Source organism: Pseudomonas oryzihabitans (assembly GCF_032027545.1).
In the GTDB taxonomy this organism is placed as follows: Bacteria; Pseudomonadota; Gammaproteobacteria; order Pseudomonadales; family Pseudomonadaceae; genus Chryseomonas; species Chryseomonas oryzihabitans_F.
The window spans coordinates 51,520-72,262 of record NZ_JAVSJB010000004.1 but is presented as its reverse complement, the minus strand read 5'-3'; the positions used below and the strand labels follow the sequence as shown (position 1 = coordinate 72,262).

The following is a 20,743-nucleotide window of genomic DNA, read 5'->3' as shown; positions in this document are numbered from 1 at the left end:
CTAAGCGCGCCGCGGCAGCAGATAGCCCAGCAGGAACATTCCCGCAGCGGCCACCACCACCGAGGGGCCGGCCGGGGTGTCCTGGTACCAGGACAGCGTCAGGCCCAGGCAGACCGCGGCCATGCCCAGCAGACTGGCGCCACAGGCCATCTGCTCCGGGCTGCGGGCATGGCGCTGGGCGGTGGCGGCGGGGATGATCAGCAGCGAGGTGATCAGCAGCACCCCGACGATCTTCATGGCCACGGCGATGACGATGGCCACCAGCAGCATCAGCGCCAGGCGGATCCAGGTCACCGGTAGGCCTTCGACCTGGGCCAGCTCCTCGTGCACGGTGATGGCCAGCAGCGGCCGCCACAGCCAGGCCAGGGCCGCCAGCACCAGGGCGCTGCCGCCGAGGATCCAGCGTAGGTCGGCCGGACCTACCGCCAGCAGGTCGCCGAACAGATAGCTCATCAGGTCGATCCGCACCTCGTGCATGAACGACAGCGCCACCAGCCCCAGCGACAGGGTGCTGTGGGCGAGGATGCCCAGCAGGGTGTCGGCGGCCAGCCCCCGGCGGCGTTGCAGTACCACCAGCAGCACGGCCAGCGCCAGGCAGCCGACGGTGACGGTCAGGGTCGGGCTGACATCCAGCAGGAAGCCCAGCGCTACCCCGAGCAGGGCGGCATGGGACAGGGTGTCGCCGAAATAGGCCATGCGTCGCCAGACCACGAAGGAGCCAAGCGGACCAGCGACCAAGGCGAGGGCGAGACCGGCGAGCAGGGCATACAGCAGAAAATCAGCCATGCTTGCAGTGGGCTCCATGGACATGCGGGGTCTTGACCACGCTGCCATGCAGGTCGTGGGCATGATCGTGGTGGTGGTGATAGACGGCGAGATTGCGCGCGCTCTGGCCGAACAGCGCCTGGTAGGCCGGATCGCCGCTGACCTGCTCGGGATGGCCGGAGCAGCAGACGTGGCGATTCAGGCAGATCACCTGGTCGGTGGCACCCATCACCAGGTGCAGGTCGTGGGAGACCATCAGCACGCCGCAGCCATGGCGCTCGCGCAACTGGCCGATCAGTCGGTACAGCTCGCTCTGGCCATTGATGTCGACCCCTTGCACGGGTTCGTCGAGCACCAGCAGTTCGGGCTGGCGGAGCAGCGCGCGGGCCAGCAGCACTCGCTGCAATTCACCGCCGGAGATGCTTTGCAGGGGGCTGTCGATGACCCCTTCGGCACCCACTTCGCCCAGGGCCGCCAGGGCGCTGGCGCGATTCACCCCTGGCACCAGGCGCAGGAAGCGCAGCACCGACAGTGGCAGGGTGGCGTCCACCTGCAGCTTCTGCGGCATGTAGCCGATGCGCAGCCGCGGGCGGCGCCAGACACTGCCGCGATCCGGCGTGAGCAGGCCGAGCACGCTGCGCACCAGGGTGGTCTTGCCGGCGCCGTTGGGGCCGATGAGGGTGACGATGCGGCCGGGATCCAGGGTCAGGCTGACCTGGTCGAGCACCGGCTGGCCGGCGAAGGTCACGCTGACATCCTGCAGTCGGATCAGCGCCTCGCTCATGCCTGCTTCCGGCAGGCGGAGCACTGACCGACCACTTCCACGGTCTGGCCTTCCACCTGGAAGCCCACGGCGCTGGCGCCGTCGAGGATGGCCTGGTGCACGGCCGGCTGTTCCAGCTCGATGCTCACCTGGCAGCTACGGCAGATCAGGAACTGGCCCTGGTGGGCCTCGCCGGGATGGTTGCAGCCGACGAAGGCATTGAGCGAGGCGATGCGATGCACCAGGCCGTTCTCGACGAGGAAATCCAATGCCCGATAGACGGTGGGTGGCGCGGCGCGGCGGCCGTCCTGCTCGCTGAGCACGGCCAGGATGTCGTAGGCGCCCAGAGGCTTATGGCTTTGCCAGACCAACTCCAGCACCCGTTTGCGCAGGTCGGTGAGGCGCACGCCGGCGCGACGGCAGAGATCGTCGGCCTCGGCCAGCGCGTGGGCGACGCAGCGGGAGTGATCGTGGGGCCGAAAGGCCAGGGGAGCGTCGGACATGGAGCAGTACCTTGGAAGCCAGGACGTTATTATATTGCACCTCTCTTAAGAATCGGGATTTTCACGTGCCGCGCCTCCTACCCCTCGTCGCCTCCCTGTTGCTCACCTGCGCCCTGCTGCCCGCCCAGGCCGAGGTCAAGGTGCTGACCAGCATCAAGCCTCTGCAACTGATCGCCGCGGCCATCCAGGACGGTGCCGGGCAGCCCGCCGTGCTCTTGCCACCGGGCGCCTCGCCACACCATTACGCCCTGCGCCCCTCGGACCTGCGCCAGGTGCGCGAGGCCAATCTCGTCTATTGGATCGGCCCGGATCTGGAGACCTTCCTGCCGGCCGTGCTCAAGGAGCGCCAGGGCCCCAGCGTGGCGATTCAGGAGTTGCCGGGCCTGCACCTGCGGCGCTTCGGCGAAGAGCAGGCGGACGCCCAGGACGACGATCACGGCGACGAGCACGAGCATGGCCACGACCATGCGCACGGTGATGAACATGGTAGCGAGCCCGAATATGCCCACGACCATGACCATCGTCCCGGTAGCCTGGACGCCCATCTCTGGCTGGCCCCGGCCAATGCCCGAGTGATCGCCACCCGCCTGGCTGCCGATCTGAGCCAGGCCGATCCGGCCAATGCGCAACGCTATGCGGCCAACCTCCAGACCTTCGAGACCGAACTCGCGGCCAAGGATCAGGCCTTGCGCGCTCAGCTGGCGCCCCTGGCCGGCAAGCCCTACTTCGTCTTCCACGAGGCCTTCGACTATTTCGAGGAGGCCTATGGCCTGGGGCATCGTGGCGTCTTCGCCCTAGGCGCCGACGTCCAGCCCGGCGCCCGTCACGTGGCCGCCATGCGTGAAGAACTCAAGGCGGCCGGGCCGACCTGTGTCTTCACCGAGCCGCCGCTGCAGCCGAAGATCGCCACCACCCTGAGCAGCGGTCTGCCGGTGACCCTGGTGGAGCTGGACCCGCTGGGTGCCCGCATCGCCGTGGATCGACAGGGCTACACCGCGCTGTTGCAGCGCGTGGCCGACACCCTCGGCGGTTGCCTGGGCCAGCTGCCCTGAAGTCGTTGGGCGACGGATCGGCTGAGCCGCCTGTTCATAGCCTTCGCGCCACTTCGCCACCGTTCAGCTAGCGTTCAGGACGAGTTCAGGGAGCGTTCAGGGCCATTGGCCTAATCTGCAACTGTCAGATCAGCAACGCCGAGGTCGCCCGGATATGTTCACCCTAGCGCAGCTCCCGCTAAGGCAGATCGTCCGGACACTTCGACCCGACCTGGCGATGTTCATCCTTGTAACTCCATTGCAGGGTCACCAAGTCAGCTCTGGTTCCCTGTAGCCGTCCCCCAACGGCAGTTTCCGATCCCCATGAAGTGCTCCTTACCTCTCCAACTGGAGAGGTTTTTTTTGCCTGGAATAAAGTGAGTGACCTCGTCCATCCATCCCGCACTCTCGCCGCCAGCCCGCCACAGGCGCCATAATCGGTATCCCGGCTCCGCTGCGCGAAGCGTGCGACATGTGCGATCGCGACCAGAGAGCGTCTCGTTAGCTGTTCAGGAGTCTGCATGAAGATCCTCGTCGTCGAAGACGAAAACCTGCTGCGCCACCACCTCAAGGTGCGTCTGGGTGAAGCCGGTCATGTCGTCAATGCCGTGGCCGATGCGGAAGAAGCGCTCTACAGCGCCCGCGAATTCCATCACGACCTCGCCATCATCGACCTGGGCCTGCCGGGCATGAGCGGGCTCGATCTGATCCGCCAGCTGCGCAACCAGGGCGCCACCCTGCCCATCCTCATCCTCACCGCCCGCGGCAGCTGGCAGGACAAGGTCGAGGGTCTCGGTGCCGGCGCGGATGACTACGTGGTCAAGCCCTTCCAGTTCGAAGAGCTGGAAGCGCGCCTCAACGTGCTGCTGCGGCGCTCGGCGGGCTTCGTCCAGCCGAGCATCCGCGCCGGTTCGCTCAAGCTTGACCTGGGTCGCCAGCAGGCCTTCAACGAAGAGCAACCGCTGCAGCTCACCGCCTACGAGTACCGCCTGCTGGAATACCTGATGCGCAACCACCAGCAGGTGATCACCAAGGAGCGGCTCATGGAGCAGCTCTACGACGATGACGGCGAGCACGACAGCAACGTCATCGAGGTGCTGGTGGGCCGCCTGCGGCGCAAGCTGGAGGCCAGCTGCCAGATGCAACCCATCGAAACGGTCCGGGGCCGCGGCTACCTGTTCACCGAGCGCTGCCAGTGATCCGTTCCTTTCGCGTGCGGCTATTGCTCAGCGCGGCGCTGCTGGTGATCGTCTGCCTGGCGTTGATCGTGCCGGCGATTCGCAATGCCTTCGATCGCACGGTGGAGAACTTCGTCGCCGCGCGCCTGGAAGCCAACGCCAACACCCTGATCGGCGCGGCACGGGCCATCGACGGACGCCTGGCGATGCCGGAGATGATCGCCGAGGAGGTCTTCGACCGGCCCGGTTCGCCGATCCTCGGCTATGTCTACGACCAGAACGGGCGCCTGCTCTGGCGCTCGCGCTCGGCAATCAAGGAGCGACCCAACTACAAGCCCACCTTCGACGGCGGCGGGGTCAAGCTGGTCAAGGCCACCGATGACCAGGGCCAGGGCTTCTTCGTCTTCGATCGCGAGGTGCTGCTGGGCAATCCGCCGGTGGCGGGCTTCAGCGTGGTTACCATGCAGCCGGCCGAGGAATACGAACGGTTGCGCGCTACCTTCCTGCACCAGGTGATCCTCTGGCTGGTGGGGGTGCTCGGTGCCCTGTTGCTGCTGCTGGCGCTGGTCATGCAATGGAGCCTGCGCCCCCTGCGTCGCCTCAGCCAGCAACTCGACGCGGTGGAAACCGACCAGCGCGACCTGCTCGACGAAAAGAACGTGCCCAGTGAGATCAGCCGCCTGATCCGTTCGCTCAACCGCCTGCTCGACCACGAACGCCTGCAGCGCGAGCGCTATCGCGACACGCTCGGCGATCTCGCCCACAGCCTGAAGACACCCCTGGCGGTCTTGCAGGGGGTGACCGAGGAATTGCGCCGACGGCCGCAGCTGGACCAGGAGGTCGGCACCCTGCAGACCCAGATCGAGCGCATGAACCAGCAGGTGATGTACCAGCTGCAGCGGGCCACCCGCCAGGGCGGTGCGGTGCTCAGTCGGCCGCTGGAGCTGGCGCCACTGCTGGAATCGCTGTTCAGCACCCTGGACAAGGTCTACGCCGAGAAGCGCGTCCAGGCCGAGCTGGAGCTGCCGCCCAACCTGCGCGTCCAGGCGGAGGAAGCGGCCATGCTGGAGGTCTTCGGCAATCTGCTGGAGAACGCCTACCGGCTGTGCCTGACCCAGGTGCGGGTCAGCGCCCGGCGGCATACCGAGCACTGGATCCTCGACATCGAGGACGACGGCCCGGGCATCCCGGCCGAACGCCGCGAAAGCGTGCTGCGCCGCGGCATGCGCATGGACAGCCGGCATCCCGGTCAGGGTATCGGCCTGGCGGTGGTGCAGGACATCCTCGAGGGCTATCGCAGCAGCCTGACCATCGACGAATCCAGCCTGGGCGGTGCGCGCTTCCGCTTCCGCCTGCCCGCCGCCATTTCCCCGGAGCGTCCTTCCTTGGTGCACAATGGCGCCAGGACGTGACCCGTTGGTCATGACTGGCGTCTGCTCCCGATAGTGAAATTTTGTCTGTAAGGATCCCGGCATGAGCCGCGACTGCCGTCACCTCGAATCCCTGCTGCACCACGATATTCCCATCACCAAGGCCCTGGGCCTGGAAGTCCGCGACTGGAGCGAGCACCGCCTGCAACTGCACGCGCCGCTGGACGCCAACATCAACCACGCCAGCACCATGTTCGGCGGCAGCCTCTACTGCGTGGCCGTGCTGGCCGGCTGGGGCTGGCTGTACCTGCGGCTGCGCGAGGCGGGCATCGAGGAAGGGCACATCCTCATCCAGGAAGGCCAGATCAGCTATCCGCGGCCGATCACCGCCGATGCCCTGGCCTACGGCGAGCCGGCCGATGAACGCGCCTGGGAGCGCTTCGAGACCACCTTCCGCCGTCGCGGGCGGGCGCGCATCACCCTGCAGTCGCGTATCGTCACCGAAAGTGGCGAGGATGGTGTGCGCTTCAGCGGCCAGTACGTGCTGCATCGCTGACGGCTGCAGCAGCATGAAAAAGGGCGACCCCCAGGGTCGCCCTTTTTCATTGCCGGTCTATGACTAGCCGTGGGAGTGGGACTCGGCGGGCGCCTGCTGGGCGGTATCGGTCTTGGGCAGGTTGTCCGGCGGCACGGCCAGGGCGCGCAGGGCACCGGACATGATCTCGCTGAAGGTCGGCGCCGAGACCAGGCCGCCGAAGTAGCCTTCCTTGGTCGGCGTATCCAGCATCACCGCCAGCACCAGCTTGGGATCGGCCGCCGGCGCCATGCCGACGAACAGCGAGCGATAGGCGTGCTCGGTGTAGCTGCCGGCCCCGGCCTTACGCGCGGTACCGGACTTGCCCGCCACGTGGTAGCCGGGCACCCGGGCGCGGATTACGCCGCCGTCGTCTTCCACCACGTGGTTGAGCATCATGCGGATGCGCCGGGCGATGGTCGGGTCCATGGCCTGGACGCTCTGCTGTTTCTGGTCCTTGAGCAGGGTCAGGGGGGTGAGCTTGCCGTCGTTGGCGATCACCGAGTAGGCCTGGGCCAGCTCGGCGACGTTGACCGCCAGGCTGTAGCCGAAGGACATACTGGCGGTGGCGATCTGCGACCACTTGGTATGGCCGGGCAGGTAGCCGGCGTTCTCGCCGGGGAAGCCCAGCTCCATGGGGTTGCCGAAGCCGACGCGGCTGAGCTGCTCGTAGATGGGCAGCGGGCCGATCTGCAGGGCCACCTTGCTCATGCCGATGTTGGAGGAGTTGAGCAGCACCCCGGTCATGGTCAGCACGCCACGCTTGGCCACGTCGTGGATGGTGTGGCCGTCGATGGTCATCCAGCCGGGCGCCACGTCGACGGTGCTGTTCTCGTTGAACTTGCCCGAGGCCAGGGCCACCGACATGCTGAACGGCTTGATCACCGATCCGGGCTCGAAGGCATCGGTCAGGGTGCGGTTTCTCATGTTGGGGATCTGCAGCGTCGCCCGGTTGTTGGGGTTGTAGGAGGGGAAGTTGGTCATCGCCAGGATCTGCCCGGTCTTGGGATCGACCAGCACGGCGGAACCGGACTGGGCGCCGAACTTCTCCACCGCCGATTGCAGCGCCCGATAGGCGATGAATTGCAGGCGCAGGTCGATGGACAGCGCCACGTCCTTGCTCGGCCGCGGCTGGCGTACCACGCGCATGTTCTTCACCACGGAGCCACGCGGGTTGATCAGCACCTCGCGCACGCCGCCGCGGCCGGCCAGCCAGTCCTCGAAGCCCAGCTCCAGGCCTTCCTGGCCATGGCCGTCGATGTTGACCATGCCGATCACCTGGGCCACCAGGTCGGAGCTGGGGTAGTAGCGTTTGTACTCCTTGATCTGGCGTACGCCGGGCACGCCCAGGGCCATGATGTTCTCGCCGTCGATGGGCGACAGGGCGCGGGCCAGGTAGAGGAAGTGCTTTTCCGGGTGGCCGAGGATGAGGTTGCGCAGCTCGGCCTCGGGCTTGTGGATGGCCTGGGCCAGGCGGCTCAACTGGTCGGCGCTGTCCTGCATCTCCGCCGGGTTGCACCAGATGGTCACCACCTCGGTGGAGACCGCCAGGGGCGCACCGTTGCGGTCGGTGATCATGCCGCGGGTGACCGGGATGGGAATGTGGCGTACCGAGCGGCGGTCGCCCTGGTCACCGAGGAAGTCGGCGTCGAACAGCTTGAGATAGGTGATGCGACCGGCGACCACGCAGGTCAACAGGACCAGCACGATGACCACGACATAGAAGCGATAGCGGGGTGCGGCCGTCATGGCGGCTCCTGCGCGGGAAGAGGGCTTGGGCATGGTCACAACTGGTTACAACCATTCGGGAGCGCGCATGGTAACTGCTCCGGCCATCGCCCGGAAACCGCTGGGCGACACGGCGCGTTACACTGCGCGGATGAGCGACATCCCCCTGCACGATCTCACCCCTCCCGCCGTGACCTGCGACAGCTGCCAGGCCTGGTGCTGCCGCCAGGAAGTGCTGCTGTTCGACGACGCCGGCGTGCCCGCCCGCTACATCGAGGAAGACTGGACCGGCACCCGCATGAAGCGTCTCGACGACGGCTGGTGCGCGGCCCTGGATCGCGAGCAGATGAATTGCAGCATCTACGAGGTACGACCCTGGGTCTGCCGGATCTTCGACATGGCCGGGCCGGAATGCCTGGAAGAGCGCGCGGAAATGAAAAGGGCGATGGAGAGTGGCGATTTCTAGCGGTTCGCCTGAAAGGCTAGGCCGCCGGGTGGTCATATCGCGGCCCTGGGCCGCTCCTACAGGCGCGGATGGTTCCGTAGGAGCGGCCCATGGCCGCGATCAGCAAAGCACCTGACTCCTACAGGAGCGGCCACAGCGGCGGACTGCCATGGCCGCGATCAGAGACTCAACGCAGCTTCTGTGGCTTGTAGGCGCAGTAGTTCGGCCGCGGGCCGACCCGTGGGTGGTTGCGGCAGGTTTCCGGGCGCTGACCGTAAATGGTGCACAGCCGGGTCTTCGGATGAAGATAGAGGCAGTCGTTGTTGGACAGCCGCACCAGGGTGAACAGCCCGGTCTTGGCGTTGAGACGCTCGACGATGCCATCCTTCTTCAGCCGCTTGGCGATGTCCTTGAGCGGCTCGCCCTTCTCGAATTCGTCCACCACGCCCATGCGGATCAGGTCGGACAGCCGCGCTTCCACCGGCAGGGTGCAGCAACTGGAGACGCAATCCAGGCACATGGCCTTGTCGTAGCGGATCCAGGTTTCGGTGCGATCGAGATCCGCTCCGAGAATGCGCAGTACTTGGGCCATGATCTACTCGGCGAAGGTGACCTGGCCATCGGCCAGGGAGGCGACGCGCGCCAGGGACTCGACCCGGTAACCCTGGGCGTCGAGTTCGGCGCGTCCGGCCTGGAAGGATTTCTCGATGACGATACCCAGTCCCACGACCTGGGCGCCGGCCTGGCCGATGATCGAAATCAGGGCCTTGGCCGCCTTACCGTTGGCGAGGAAGTCGTCGATGATCAGCACCCGGTCGTCGGACGACAGATGCATGGTCGAGACGGCTATGGTGCTCTCCATCTGCTTGGTGAAGGAATAGACACTGGCCACCAGGAGATTGTCGGTGAGTGTCAAGGACTGGTGCTTGCGGGCGAAGATCACCGGCACGCCAAGCTCCAGTCCGGTCATTACCGCCGGGGCGATGCCCGAGGCTTCGATGGTCACGATCTTGGTGATACCGGCCCCGGCGAAGCGACGAGCGAATTCCTGGCCGATGGCTTGCATGAGGGCCGGATCGATCTGGTGGTTGAGGAAGGCATCGACCTTGAGCACCTGTTCGGAAAGTACCTGGCCTTCGGTTTGGATCTTGGCTTTGAGACGGTCCACGCGGGCGGTCCTTTGACGGCAACGCCCGGTCCTGCCGGGCAGGACCGGGTCTGGGAAAACGGGAAGGGCGGCGATTGTGCCCTATCTATCAAGAAAGTCGTTAGTTTGCCGACAATTCGTCTTATGAACACCCGCAAGGGGTGAACGGCGATAGTGGGCGGATGGGCAGAGGAGCGGTGGGTCATGGGTGTTTTGTTGTCACCGGGGATCCGGGTGCTGAGCCGGTTCGGTTTCGCCCGCAAGTTCGCCTTGCTGTTCGTGCTGTTCCTGTTGCCCATGGGGATCAGCCTCTGGCTGCTGGGCGCGGATTTTCAGGCCAAGCTGTCGACCGTCAGTGGCGAGCGCAGCGGTGTCCGCCTGCTGCAACGGCTGGATGCCCTGGAGGCCGGGATCATCGCGCAACGCAACCTGACCGCGCGCTGGAAGGCGATCGATGTCGTCCGCCAGCCGACGCCGGCCGTGCAGGCCGCCATCGCGGCCATGGAGCAACGCATCGCCAACCGTCAGGAACGCCTGGCCGCGCTGCAGCAACAGGTTCAGGCGGAGCGCCTGGGTGCTGGAGTGAACGAGCGGCTACAGACGCTGCAGCAGGCCCTCAAGGGCCTGGGGGTCGAGGACCTGCGCAACCTCGGCTGGTGGCCGGATGGCTATGATCGTCTGACCAATGCTCTCGTCGCCGTCCAGGCGCTGCGCGAGGAGATCGCTCTCAGCAGCGGCCTGATCCTCGATCCCTGGCTGGAAACCTATCTGCTGATGCAGATAGGTACGACGCAAGCGGTCGATCTGACCGAGCGCCTGGGCCGGTTGGGCAGCATCGGCCAGACCAGCGTGGTGGCGGGGCAATTCAGCCTGCAGAGCCGCCTGCAATTGCGCGACCTGCGCGCGCGCGTCGGCGACTCCCGCGACAGCCTGGTCAAGGTCGGTACCCTGCTCAGTGACAAGCTGCCCGCCAGCATGGCCAGTTGGAGCGGCGACTACCAGCAACTGCTGGGCCAGCTGGACGCCAGCCTCAAGCGCATCGATGACGGCCTGTATGGCACCGAGATCACCTTCAAGCCGGAGCAGTTCGAGGCAACGATCGACGGTATCCTGCAAGGGTTGCAGACCTTTCGGCAGCAGACCCTGCTGAGCCTGGATGGTCGGCTGCAGTATTACGCCACCGATGCGGTGCGCAGCTTCAGCGTCATCGCCGCCGGCTTCGGCCTGCTGCTGATCGTGACCTGCTATCTGCTGCTGTGCATGCAGGCCGCCATTCGTGGCAGTGCCCGCGGCATCACCACCCTGGCCGAAGGCCTGCGCGACGGCGATCTGACCCGCACTGCGCGGATCGTCGGCCAGGACGAGCTGGCCGACATCGGCCAGGCCCTGGATCTGGCCGTGGTCCAGTTGCGCGGCAGTCTGCAGGCGGTCGACCAGGAGAGTCGCCAGGTGGGCGTCGCCTCCGGGCAGCTGGGCCAGCAGGCCGAGTCGGCCCTGGGTGCAGTGGAGGCCCAGCGCCTGCAGATCACCCAGATCGCCACCGCGGCGACCGAATTGGCCGCTACGGCCCAGGGTGTGGCGGAGAGTTGCGAGCAGGCTGCTGGGCGCGCCGAGCAGATGCGCGAGATGGCCCAGGCCAGCCAGAACGACAGCCGGCAGACCACCAGCAGCATCCAGCGGCTGAACCAGCGCCTGGGCGACACCGCCGAGGCCATGGCCCAGGTCAATGCCCAGGCCGGGCAGATTCAGCAGGTGGTGGACGTGATCCGCGGCATCGCCGAGCAGACCAACCTGCTGGCGCTCAACGCCGCCATCGAGGCGGCGCGGGCGGGTGATCAGGGGCGCGGCTTCGCGGTGGTGGCCGATGAGGTGCGCTCGCTGTCGCAACGCACCCAGGCCTCCACGGCGCAGATCGCCGGGACCGTCGGCAGCCTGAGCAGCACCGTGGCCCAGGCCGTGTCCCTGATGCAGGAGGCCTGTGGCCAGGCCGCCAGCGACGCCCAGTCGGTCACCGGCCTGGGGCGACGGCTGGAGGAAATCGCCGAATCGGTGCAGGGAGTGTCGGATACCCTGGTGCAGATCGCCACGGCAGCCGAGGAACAGGCAGCCACTGCCGATGAGGTCAGCGGCAACATCCAGCAGATCGATGCCGCCGCCGCCGACCTGCTCGGCAACGCCCGCACCGTGCAGAACACGGCAGCCGGGCTGGCCGAGGGCAGCCGAACCCTGGTGGCCAACACCACGAAATTCCGGCTGAGCTGAAAGACGAAAGGGGCGCCCAGGCGCCCCTTTCAACCAAGATGTACGATCAGGCCTTGGTATCGATCAGGGTCCCGAGGGTTTCCTGAGCGGTCTGCATGACCTTGCTGCCGGCCAATGCCTGGTACTTGCCGACATCCAGATTGACCAGCTGGCTGGCCAGATCAGCCTCGCTGTTGGTGGTCGCCCCCAGGGCTTGTTCCTGGTTGCGCGCGGTCTGGGAGGCAATGGCGGTGCCGGCCTTGTCGACCATACGGCTACCGTTCTGGAAGGCCTGCAGGCCGCCGTAGAGCGAGTTGCTTGATGTCACGTTCATGGACGACGTCCTCGACGGTGATGTCAGAGGGCTATTAGATCAGTTTTGACGCCAACAAACCATCGTTCTCTGTGACCGCCTGTGTCCCTGCTATTGCTGGATCGTCGCCCAGGCCACGCTGGAGGCTGACGTGGTTGCCCGCACTCGCCTGGCTGATGGCAGCGGGTTGACCAGCGCCCAGCTGATATCAGCCGGGCAGGCGCAGGTGCGCGGCGACCGCGGCGGGGCCGGCCTCGGCCAGGTGCGGCACGATGCCCAGGCAGGGCGCGGGCAGGCGCTCGTGCAGGGTGGCGAGGTTGTCGTCCAGGCGCAGGGTGGCCGGCGCCACCAGGTTGGCCACCCAGCCGGCCAGGGGCAGGCCGTCGGCGAGGATGGCCTCGGCGCTGAGCAGAGCGTGGTTGATGCAGCCCAGGCGAACGCCGACTACCAGGATCACCGGCAGGCCCAGTACGCGGGCGAGGTCGGACAGCGACTCGCGCCCGGCCAGGGGGACGCGCCAGCCGCCCGCGCCTTCCACCAGGGTGAAGTCGGCCTGCAGTGCCAGGATGCGCCGCACCGGTGCGGCCAGGGTAGCGACGCTGAGGTCGATACCTGCCTCGCGGGCGGCCAGGTGCGGGGCGATGGCCGGTTCCAGGGCGATGGGATTGATGTCGGCGTAGGCGAGGGGCAGCGAGGTCTCGCCGAGCAGGGCCAGGGCATCGCCGTTACGCAGGCCCTCGGCGGTACGTTCGCAACCGGAGGCTACCGGCTTGACCCCGGCGGTGGCGAGGCCCTGCAGCCGGGCCCGGTGCAGCAGGCCGGCGGCGATGGTGGTCTTGCCGATCTCGGTGTCGGTACCGGTGACGAAATAGGCGGGCATGGTGGTCATTCCTTGCGCAGCAGGACGTGGATCACCTGGTAGGTGGCGGGCAGGCCGGCGGGTTGGCGCAGGCTTTCGTAGGCCTGGGTGAAGGCCGCCAGGCGCTGGCGTCCGGTGAGGCCCTGGGGGCGACCCTGGTTGAGGTTATGGGCACCGATGGCCTTGAGGTGCTGGGTGAGGGCGCGCAGGTCGGGGAAGTGCAGCCGCTCGGGTTCGACCTCCAGGGCCAGCGTCGCCAGGCCGCTGGCTGCGGCGGCCTCGACGTAGGCGACCTGACGACGGAAGCGGTTGACGTGGACCTGGTCGTCCACCTGGGCCCAGCTCTGGCGCAGTTCGTCGAGGGTGCCCTCGACCAGGCTGCTGAAGGCCAGTATCCCGCCCGGACGCAGGATACGGTGCGCCTCGGCGAGCACGGCGGGCAGGTCCGGGCACCACTGCAGCGCCAGACTGGAAAGGATGAGGTCGCAGCAGTTCGCGCGCAGGGGCAGGCGTTCGGCGTCGGCGGTGAGGTAGTGCCGGGCGCCGGCGCCCTGCGTCCGGGCGTGGCGGAGCATGCCGGGTGCCAGGTCCAGGGCCAGGCCTTCGGCTTGAGGATGGCGGCGGGCCAGGGCGCGGCTGCAATAGCCGGTGCCGCTGCCCAGGTCCAGCCAGCGTCGCGGACTCATGGCGGGTAGCCGGGCGAGAAGGCGGTCGGCGACCCGGCGTTGCAGCAGGGCGGCACCGTCGTAGTGGTCGGCGGCGCGGGAAAAGGACAGCGCCACCTGGCGCTTGTCGGGCAATACGTCAGCCATCGCGTCCTGCATAGATGAATTCACGGATACGGGTGGCCACCTCGTCCGGACGCTCCAGGGGCAGGCCATGGCTGGCGTGCTCCAGGACCTCGATCTGGGCGCTGGGCAGTTCGTCGCGCAACGCCTGGGCGGCGCTAGGCGGGACCAGGGCGTCGTGGGCGCCGAACAGGTGCAGTTGGGGACCACTGAAGGCCTGCAGGGCGGCGCGGGTGTCCAGCCGTGCCAGGAGTTCCAAGCCGGCGAGGACCACCTCGGGCTCGACCTCGGGCAGGGTCACCTGCAACTGGCGGGCGAGGGTACGGCTGTCGCGCGCGCCCTGGGCGACCAGCAGGGTGAAGCGCCTGAGGGTCTGGTCGGCGTCCAGCGAGCAGGCTTCGAAGAAATCGGTGAAGACACTGCGCGCCATGGCGGTCTGCCAGCCGGCACGGGCAACGAAGCAGGGATTGCTGGCCAGGGTGACGAGGCCGTGCACCCCTTCCGGGCGGCGCAGGGTGAACTCGCTGGCGAGCATGCCGCCCAGCGACCAGCCGGCCAGCCAGACGCCCTCGGCGATGCGGGCTTCCAGGTCGGTGAACCAGGCCTGGGTGTCGGTCAGGGTCGGCAGCGGCTCGATCAGCACGTCGAGAAAGGGGGCCTGCTCGACGAGTTCGTCACGCAGAGGCTCCAGCGGGGCACTGCCCAGGCCCCAGCCGGGTAGCAAGATCAGGGTATCGCGCATCGGTCGGTCACTTATCCGCGTCGGGCGGTAATTCGGCCATGGCCTGGGCCAGAGCGTCGAGCAAGAGGTCCACGTGCGCTTCGCGATGGGCCGCCGTCAGAGTCACCCGCAGGCGGGCGCTGCCGGCCGGTACGGTGGGCGGTCGGATGGCGGTGACCAGGATCCCGCGGCGACGCAGGGCGGCGGAGAGTGCGAGGGCGCGCGCGCTGTCGCCGACCAGGATCGGCTGGATCGGCGTGGCGCTGAGCATAAGGTCCAGGCCGAGGGCCGTCGCGCCCGTGCGGAATCTCTGGATCAAAGTGTGCAGGAGCTCACGGCGCCAGCCCTCTTCGCGGACGAGCTGCAGTGCGGCGAGGGAGGCGCAGGCCACCGCCGGTGGCTGGCTGGTGGTGTAGATGTAGGGGCGGGCGAACTGGATCAGCGTTTCGATCAGTTCCTCGCTGCCAGCGACGAAGGCCCCGGCGGTGCCGCAGGCCTTGCCCAGGGTGCCGACCAGCACCGGGACCTGGGTGTGGTCCAGGCCGAAGTGCTCGACGATGCCGCCGCCGGTGGCGCCCAGGGTACCGATGCCATGGGCGTCGTCCACCAGGGTCCAGGCGCCGTGGCGCTGGGCGACCTGGCAGAGTTCGGGCAGGGCGGCGAGATCGCCGTCCATGCTGAAGACGCCGTCGGTGACCACCAGGGTATCGCCCTCGGCCTTGGCCAGGCGCTCGGCCAGGCTGGCGGGGTCGTTGTGCAGATAGCGGGCGAAGCGCGCGCCGCTGAGCAGGCCGGCGTCGAGCAGGGAGGCGTGGTTGAGGCGATCTTCCAGTACGTTGTCGCCACGCCCGACCAGGGCGGTGACCGCCGCCAGGTTGGCCATGTAACCGGTGGAGAACAGCAGGGCGCGCGGCCGGCCGGTGAGTTCGGCCAGGGCCTCTTCCACCTGGTGGTGGGGGCCGCTATGGCCGATCACCAGGTGCGAGGCGCCACCGCCCACGCCCCAGCGCTCGGCGCCAGCGCGCAGGGCGGCGATGACCTGCGGGTGATTGGCCAGGCCCAGGTAGTCGTTGCTGCAGAAGGCCAGCAGGGGTTCGCCATCCACCACCACCTCGGGGCCCTGGGGCGCTTCCAGCAGTGGTCGGCGCCGGTAGAGGTGCTCGGCGTGACGCTGGGCCAGGCGGGCGGCGAGGTCGAAGGCCATGGGATGGTATCTCAGTGGTTCTTAGAGCCCCTCACCCCAGCCCTCTCCCAAGGGGAGAGGGGGTGGTCTGGAGCGCGGGTTGGCTGAAGGGTGTTCCCTCACCCCGGCCCTCTCCCAGAGGGAGAGGGGGAAGAGCGGGGGCAGTCAGGCGGTGGCGGCGTCGTAGAAGAGTTCGCTGTTGCGCTGCTCCACCAGGGCCTGCTCGATGGCGGCCTGGTGTACCTCGTCGGCATGCTCCTCGCGGGCTTCGGGCTGGATGCCGAGGCGGGCGAACAGCTGCATGTCCTTGTCGGCCTGGGGGTTGCCGGTGGTCAGCAGTTTCTCGCCGTAGAAGATGGAGTTGGCGCCGGCCAGGAAGGCCAGGGACTGCATCTGCTCGTTCATCTGCTCGCGGCCGGCGGACAGGCGCACGTGGGACTTGGGCATGAGGATGCGCGCCACGGCCAGGGTACGGATGAAGTCGAAGGGATCGACGTCCTTTTCCTCGGCCAGCGGGGTGCCCTGGACCTTGACCAGCATGTTGATCGGCACCGACTCGGGGTGCTCGGGCAGGTTGGCCAGCTGGATCAGCAGGCCCGCGCGGTCGTCCACCGACTCGCCCATGCCGAGGATGCCGCCGGAGCAGATCTTCATCCCGGCTTCGCGGACGTAGGCCAGGGTCTGCAGGCGCTCGCCGTAGGTGCGGGTGGTGATGATGTTGCCGTAGAACTCCGGCGAGGTGTCCAGGTTGTGGTTGTAGTAGTCGAGGCCGGCGTCGGCCAGGGCGCGGGTCTGCTCCTGGTCCAGGCGGCCGAGGGTCATGCAGGTCTCCAGCCCCAGGGCCTTCACGCCCTGCACCATCTGCAGGACGTAGGGCATGTCCTTGGCGGAGGGGTGCTTCCAGGCGGCGCCCATGCAGAAACGGGTGGAACCGATGGCCTTGGCCTCGGCGGCCGCCTCCAGCACCTTCTGCACCTCCATCAGCTTTTCCTTTTCCAGACCGGTGTTGTAGTGGCCGGACTGGGGGCAGTACTTGCAATCTTCCGGGCAGGCGCCGGTCTTGATCGACAGCAGGGTGGAGACCTGTACGCGATTGGGATCGAAGTGCTGGCGATGCACGCTCTGGGCCTGGAACAGCAGGTCGTTGAAGGGCTGCTGGAACAGGGCGCGGACTTCGGCGAGAGTCCAGTCGTGACGCAGGGTGGTAGCGCTCATGGGAGATCCTCGATGCATTGGACGGCCGGGTGCCGGAGCGGGGCCTTCGGAATGCGGTCGACCTTAGCGGAAGTTGTGGTTGACTACTGTGTGAAAAACGACCAATTACCGGATTTTTTGCAGGGAGATTGACGCGCTGTGGCGCGGATCGGGTTCGTTGGGTTCGGTACGGAGGTAACTTCGTAGGCCTAAGGGCTATCGCGGCCATGGGCCGCTCCTACGGAAGGGGAGACGTCCGATCCCGGTATTGCCGGGGTGATGGAGACGAGTGCCTGCGCGGGTAGCCCCCTCTCCCCGCGGGAGAGGGTTGGGGTGAGGGTGCCCCTCACCACGAGGCCCAGTGGAAAAGGCTACGCCGTTTTCCACGCTACGTGATGTATTCCTACGATGAGACAGTTGCTCCTACAGGGGTGTGATGCTTCTGTAGGAGCGGCCGCATCGGCGGACCGCCATGGCCGCGGTGGCCCCACCTGGGTTAGAGCATCCGTTCCAATCCCACTGCCTTGACCACCCAGGCGTTGAAGCGGCGCCAGGCGCTGCCGGGTTCGTGGTGCAGCACCCGGGGTTGGCCGTTACGTTCGCTGACCCACTCCAGCCGTACCCGCCCCTGATCCTCGACGCGCTGCACCTCGTAGGACACGCTGGGGGCCATGCCCTGCAGCATCAGCTGGCGCAGGCGGCCGGTGAGAACCGGGCTGTCTACCAGGATGCCGACCTCGGTGTTCCACAGTACCGAGCGCGGATCGAAGTTGAAGGAGCCGATGAAGGACCAGCGCCCGTCGATGGCCATGGCCTTGCTGTGCAGACTGGATTCGGACTCGCCGAAGCTGTAGGGCAGGGCGGATCTCTTCTGGTCCGGACGGGCGCGCAGCTCGAAGAGCTTGACGCCCTGGGCCAGCAGGGCGGCGCGATAGGGCGCGTAGCCGGCGTGCACCGCGGGGACGTCGGTGGCTTCCAGGGCGTTGGTCAGCACCCGGACGTCGACGCCACGGGCGGCCAGGCCTCCCAGGTAGGCGACCCCCTGGTCCATGGGCACGAAGTAGGAGGACACCAGCAAGAGTTCGTGCTGGGCGCCATCCAGGGTCGGTTGCAACTGGCGGGTCAGCAGCAGTTGCCAGTCCGGTTCGTCGTCGGCCAGTACCTTGCGCGGCGCATCCCAGAGTGCCTGGGCGTGGGCCCAGGTCAGCTCCTGCAGCCAGCCATCGAGCTGGGGCGCGGTGGCGTAGCGGCGCAGGCGGTTGTAGAGCGCGAGGTCCTGTGTGCGTTCGCTGTCGAGGTAGTGATGCAGCCGTTCGCGCAGCCGTACCAGGGCGCCGGCGGAGGGGGCGAACCAGCGCAGGCGCCGGGCCGGCTGGCTCAGGGGGCTGTTCCAGTACTGGTCGAAGCTGGTACCCAGCTGGCGCGCCACCGGGCCGGCGGCGAGCAGGTCGAGGTCGGTGAAGTTCATCTCCGGGCGGGCATCGAAGTACTCGTCGCCCAGGTTGCGCCCGCCGACGATGGCCACGCTGTCGTCGGCCAGCCATAGCTTGTTGTGCATGCGGCGGTGCTGGTGGTTGAGGTCCACCAGCCGTCCCAGGGCGCGGGTCGGGCCGGTGCTGCGGCCCAAGTGCAGCGGATTGAACACGCGGATCTGCACGTTGGGGTGGGCCGCCAGCACGGCGATCTGGTAATCGTTGCCGTCGCTGCTGGTGTCGTCGATGAGGAAGCGGATGCGCACGCCGCGATCCGCCGCCTTGAGCAATTCGTTGACCAGCAGGCGGGTGGTCAGGCCGTCGTGGACGATGTAGTACTGGATGTCCAGGCTGCGCTGGGCCTTGCGGATCAGCTCGGCGCGGGCGGTGAAGGCATCCGTGCTGGTTTCCAGCAGGCGCAGGCCAGACAGACCCGGGTGGGCGGCGCCGGCCGCGCGCACCTGGCGGTCCAGGGCGGTGCCGGTGGCGGGCAGGACCTGGGAGGCGTGGCGTGGGATCGGCGTGGTGCAGCCGGCCAGCAGCGCCAGCAGCAGGGGGACGAGCAGACGGATCACAGCAGGTCCTTGAGGCGATACCAGAGCATGCCCAGGGCCAGCAGCGGCGAGCGCAGATGGCGACCGCCGGGGAAGCGCGCATGGGGCACCTGGGCGAAGAGGTCGAAACCGGCCGACTGGGCCAGGATCGCCTCCGCCAGCAGGTGACCGGCCAGGTGGGTGGCGTTGACCCCATGACCCGCATAGGCCTGGGCATGGAAGACGTTGGGGTGCTCGCGCAACCGGCCGATCTGCGGCAGGCGATTGGCGCCGATGCCGATCATGCCGCCCCAGGCATAGTCCACCCGCACGTCCGCCAGCTCGGGGAAGACCTCCAGCATCTTGGGTCTCATGTAGCCGGCGATGTCCTTGGGATCGCGTCCCGAGTAGTGGCAGGCACCGCCGAACAGCAGGCGACGGTCGGCGGAGAGGCGGAAATAGTCCACCGCCACGTTCTGGTCGCAGACCGCGCGATTGCCCGGCAACAGCCGCGCGGCGCGCTCGGCGGGCAGTGGCTCGGTGGCGATCACATAGCTGCCGGCCGGCAGGACCTGGGCGGAAAGGTCGGGTTGCAGGTCATCGATATAGGCGTTGCAGCAGAGCACCAGGGTATCGGCGACCACCCGACCGCGGGCGGTGTGTATCCGTACCTTGGGCCCGTGTTCCAGGCGGGTGACCTGGCTGTCTTCATGCAATTGCACGCCCAGGGCCCGGGCCGCGGCGGCTTCGCCGAGGGCCAGGTTGAGTGGATGTAGGTGGCCGGAACCCTCGTCCACCAGGGCGCCGGCGTAGCGCTCGGAGCCCACTACCTCGGCCAACTGGGCCTTGGGCACCAGCCGTAGCGGATGGGGATAGCCCAGCGCCTGGAGCGCGGCCTGTTCTTCCTGCAGGTGCTGCCAGTGGCGCGGCTTGTTGGCCAGGTCGGCGAAACCCCAGGTGAGGTCGCAGTCGATACCGTGCCGGGCGATGCGCTGGCGCACCAGGTCCACCGCCTCGAAGCCCAGCCGCTTGAGTTCGCGCACACCTTCGGCGCCTACCACCGGTTCGAACTGCTCGACGTCATGGCCGACGCCGCGGATCAACTGGCCGCCGTTGCGCCCGCTGGCGCCCCAGCCGATGCGCCGGGCTTCCAGCAGCAGCACCCGCGCGCCGCGCTCGGCCAGTTCCAGGGCGGTATTGAGCCCGGAGAAGCCACCACCGACCACGCAGACATCGGCCTGGACCTCGCCCTCCAGGGGCGGAAAGCTCAGCGTCTGGTTGACGGTGGCGGCGTAGTAGGAGGGGGCATGCGCGGACATGGGTGGCTTCACTTCGGGCGATGCGGGACCCTACCGCGTCGGACGCACGACGAAAAGCCTCAATCCGGCACCGGCAGGCTCAGGGTCTCCTTGATCTCTTCCATCACGATATAACTCTTGGATTCGCGCACATGAGGGAGCTTGAGCAGGATGTCGCCGAGCAGCTTGCGGTAGGAGGCCATCTCCGAGATGCGCGCCTTGACCAGGTAGTCGAATTCGCCGGAGACCAGGTGGCATTCCAGTACCTGGGGCAGCTTGAGCACGGCGCGGCGGAATTCCTCGAAGGTGTCGCCGGACTTGTAGTCCAGGCTCAGTTCGACGAACACCAGCAGGCCGGCCTTGAGGTGCTGCGGATTCAGGCGGGCGTTGTAGCCCTGGATGATGCCTTCGCGCTCCAGCCGGCGGACGCGCTCGGTGCAGGGCGTGGTGGACAGGCCCACCCGCTCGCCCAGCTCGGTGAAGGAAATGCGCCCGTCTTCCTGGAGGATGCGCAGGATGTTGCGGTCGATCTTGTCCAGCTCGCGCCTGGCCTGGTGATGGGTACGCATCGCGGGGGTCTCTGCCAAAGGGGGCTTTACCGGAAAATTACTCCGAATATAGGCAATTCTTCAGTGAT

At 67.5% G+C, this 20,743-nt stretch carries 21 protein-coding genes; 6 read left to right on the top strand and 15 right to left on the bottom strand.

The window, feature by feature from the left end:
* The 3 genes from znuB to RND78_RS07680 are packed head-to-tail and all read right to left on the bottom strand — an operon-like array spanning nt 1 to nt 2,031.
* Nucleotides 1-786, bottom strand: a complete 786-nt coding sequence (znuB, locus tag RND78_RS07690) for a zinc ABC transporter permease subunit ZnuB (protein ID WP_312727408.1) — start codon at nt 784-786, stop codon at nt 1-3.
* A complete protein-coding gene (znuC, locus tag RND78_RS07685) occupies nt 779-1,549 on the bottom strand; it encodes a zinc ABC transporter ATP-binding protein ZnuC (RefSeq protein WP_059228907.1) in 771 nt (256 codons plus the stop codon). The genes znuB and znuC overlap by 8 nt, the downstream gene beginning before the upstream one ends.
* A complete protein-coding gene (locus RND78_RS07680; protein WP_312727403.1) occupies nt 1,546-2,031 on the bottom strand; it encodes a Fur family transcriptional regulator in 486 nt (161 codons plus the stop codon). Before RND78_RS07680 ends, znuC begins: the two co-directional genes overlap by 4 nt.
* A gap of 65 nt (nt 2,032-2,096) precedes the next feature.
* Here RND78_RS07680 and znuA point away from each other — a divergent pair, with 65 nt between their 5' ends.
* The 4 genes from znuA (at nt 2,097) to RND78_RS07660 (ending at nt 6,166) form a co-directional block, all read left to right on the top strand.
* Nucleotides 2,097-3,083: a zinc ABC transporter substrate-binding protein ZnuA gene (gene znuA / locus RND78_RS07675; protein ID WP_312727400.1), complete on the top strand. Its 987-nt coding sequence runs from the start codon at nt 2,097-2,099 to the stop codon at nt 3,081-3,083.
* 500 nt (nt 3,084-3,583) lie between these two features.
* Nucleotides 3,584-4,261 (top strand): response regulator transcription factor, encoded by a 678-nt coding sequence (locus RND78_RS07670; RefSeq protein ID WP_007159882.1) that lies wholly within the window; start codon nt 3,584-3,586, stop codon nt 4,259-4,261.
* Entirely contained in the window at nt 4,258-5,652 is a 1,395-nt protein-coding gene (locus RND78_RS07665; protein WP_059228914.1) for an ATP-binding protein, read from the top strand. Before RND78_RS07670 ends, RND78_RS07665 begins: the two co-directional genes overlap by 4 nt.
* Before the next feature lie 61 nt (nt 5,653-5,713).
* Nucleotides 5,714-6,166, top strand: a complete 453-nt coding sequence (locus tag RND78_RS07660) for a YiiD C-terminal domain-containing protein (RefSeq protein ID WP_312727398.1) — start codon at nt 5,714-5,716, stop codon at nt 6,164-6,166.
* 63 nt (nt 6,167-6,229) lie between these two features.
* Here RND78_RS07660 and RND78_RS07655 read toward each other — a convergent pair whose 3' ends face one another.
* Nucleotides 6,230-7,933, bottom strand: coding sequence for a penicillin-binding protein 2 (locus RND78_RS07655; RefSeq protein WP_312727396.1), 1,704 nt, complete (start codon nt 7,931-7,933; stop codon nt 6,230-6,232).
* Nucleotides 7,934-8,063: 130 nt separating this feature from the next.
* On the opposite strand from RND78_RS07655, the gene RND78_RS07650 reads away from it, so the two are divergent.
* Nucleotides 8,064-8,378 (top strand): YkgJ family cysteine cluster protein, encoded by a 315-nt coding sequence (locus tag RND78_RS07650; protein ID WP_312728101.1) that lies wholly within the window; start codon nt 8,064-8,066, stop codon nt 8,376-8,378.
* 166 nt (nt 8,379-8,544) lie between these two features.
* Here the strand turns inward: RND78_RS07650 and RND78_RS07645 are convergent, their stop codons facing one another.
* Both RND78_RS07645 and RND78_RS07640 read right to left on the bottom strand, forming a co-directional pair.
* A complete protein-coding gene (locus tag RND78_RS07645; RefSeq protein ID WP_312727395.1) occupies nt 8,545-8,949 on the bottom strand; it encodes a YkgJ family cysteine cluster protein in 405 nt (134 codons plus the stop codon).
* Nucleotides 8,950-8,952: 3 nt separating this feature from the next.
* A complete protein-coding gene (locus tag RND78_RS07640) occupies nt 8,953-9,525 on the bottom strand; it encodes a xanthine phosphoribosyltransferase (protein WP_312727393.1) in 573 nt (190 codons plus the stop codon).
* 183 nt (nt 9,526-9,708) lie between these two features.
* Here RND78_RS07640 and RND78_RS07635 point away from each other — a divergent pair, with 183 nt between their 5' ends.
* Complete coding sequence (locus tag RND78_RS07635) at nt 9,709-11,766, top strand: methyl-accepting chemotaxis protein (RefSeq protein WP_312727391.1); 2,058 nt, start codon at nt 9,709-9,711, stop codon at nt 11,764-11,766.
* Between the two features lie 46 nt (nt 11,767-11,812).
* On the opposite strand, the gene RND78_RS07630 is transcribed toward RND78_RS07635, so the two are convergent.
* The 9 genes from RND78_RS07630 to RND78_RS07590 form a co-directional block, all read right to left on the bottom strand.
* Entirely contained in the window at nt 11,813-12,079 is a 267-nt protein-coding gene (locus RND78_RS07630; RefSeq protein WP_312727390.1) for a hypothetical protein, read from the bottom strand.
* A gap of 187 nt (nt 12,080-12,266) precedes the next feature.
* A complete protein-coding gene (gene bioD / locus RND78_RS07625; protein WP_312727388.1) occupies nt 12,267-12,938 on the bottom strand; it encodes a dethiobiotin synthase in 672 nt (223 codons plus the stop codon).
* Nucleotides 12,939-12,943: 5 nt separating this feature from the next.
* Nucleotides 12,944-13,741 carry a malonyl-ACP O-methyltransferase BioC gene (gene bioC, locus RND78_RS07620; protein ID WP_312727386.1) on the bottom strand — a complete coding sequence of 266 codons (798 nt, stop codon included), beginning with the start codon at nt 13,739-13,741 and terminating at the stop codon, nt 12,944-12,946.
* Nucleotides 13,722-14,447: an alpha/beta fold hydrolase gene (locus RND78_RS07615; protein WP_312727384.1), complete on the bottom strand. Its 726-nt coding sequence runs from the start codon at nt 14,445-14,447 to the stop codon at nt 13,722-13,724. The genes bioC and RND78_RS07615 overlap by 20 nt, the downstream gene beginning before the upstream one ends.
* Nucleotides 14,448-14,454: 7 nt before the next feature.
* A complete protein-coding gene (bioF, locus tag RND78_RS07610) occupies nt 14,455-15,630 on the bottom strand; it encodes an 8-amino-7-oxononanoate synthase (RefSeq protein WP_312727381.1) in 1,176 nt (391 codons plus the stop codon).
* A gap of 144 nt (nt 15,631-15,774) precedes the next feature.
* On the bottom strand, nt 15,775-16,824 hold the full coding sequence (gene bioB / locus RND78_RS07605) for a biotin synthase BioB (protein WP_312727378.1): 1,050 nt from the start codon (nt 16,822-16,824) through the stop codon (nt 15,775-15,777).
* 475 nt (nt 16,825-17,299) lie between these two features.
* Nucleotides 17,300-18,850 carry a phospholipase D family protein gene (locus RND78_RS07600; protein ID WP_312727377.1) on the bottom strand — a complete coding sequence of 517 codons (1,551 nt, stop codon included), beginning with the start codon at nt 18,848-18,850 and terminating at the stop codon, nt 17,300-17,302.
* On the bottom strand, nt 18,847-20,127 hold the full coding sequence (locus tag RND78_RS07595) for an FAD-binding oxidoreductase (RefSeq protein WP_312727374.1): 1,281 nt from the start codon (nt 20,125-20,127) through the stop codon (nt 18,847-18,849). Before RND78_RS07595 ends, RND78_RS07600 begins: the two co-directional genes overlap by 4 nt.
* Before the next feature lie 59 nt (nt 20,128-20,186).
* The gene (locus RND78_RS07590; RefSeq protein ID WP_058785672.1) at nt 20,187-20,675 is read right to left on the bottom strand and encodes an Lrp/AsnC ligand binding domain-containing protein; all 489 of its coding nucleotides are present in this window, start codon (nt 20,673-20,675) and stop codon (nt 20,187-20,189) included.
* Nucleotides 20,676-20,743 lie beyond the last annotated feature (68 nt).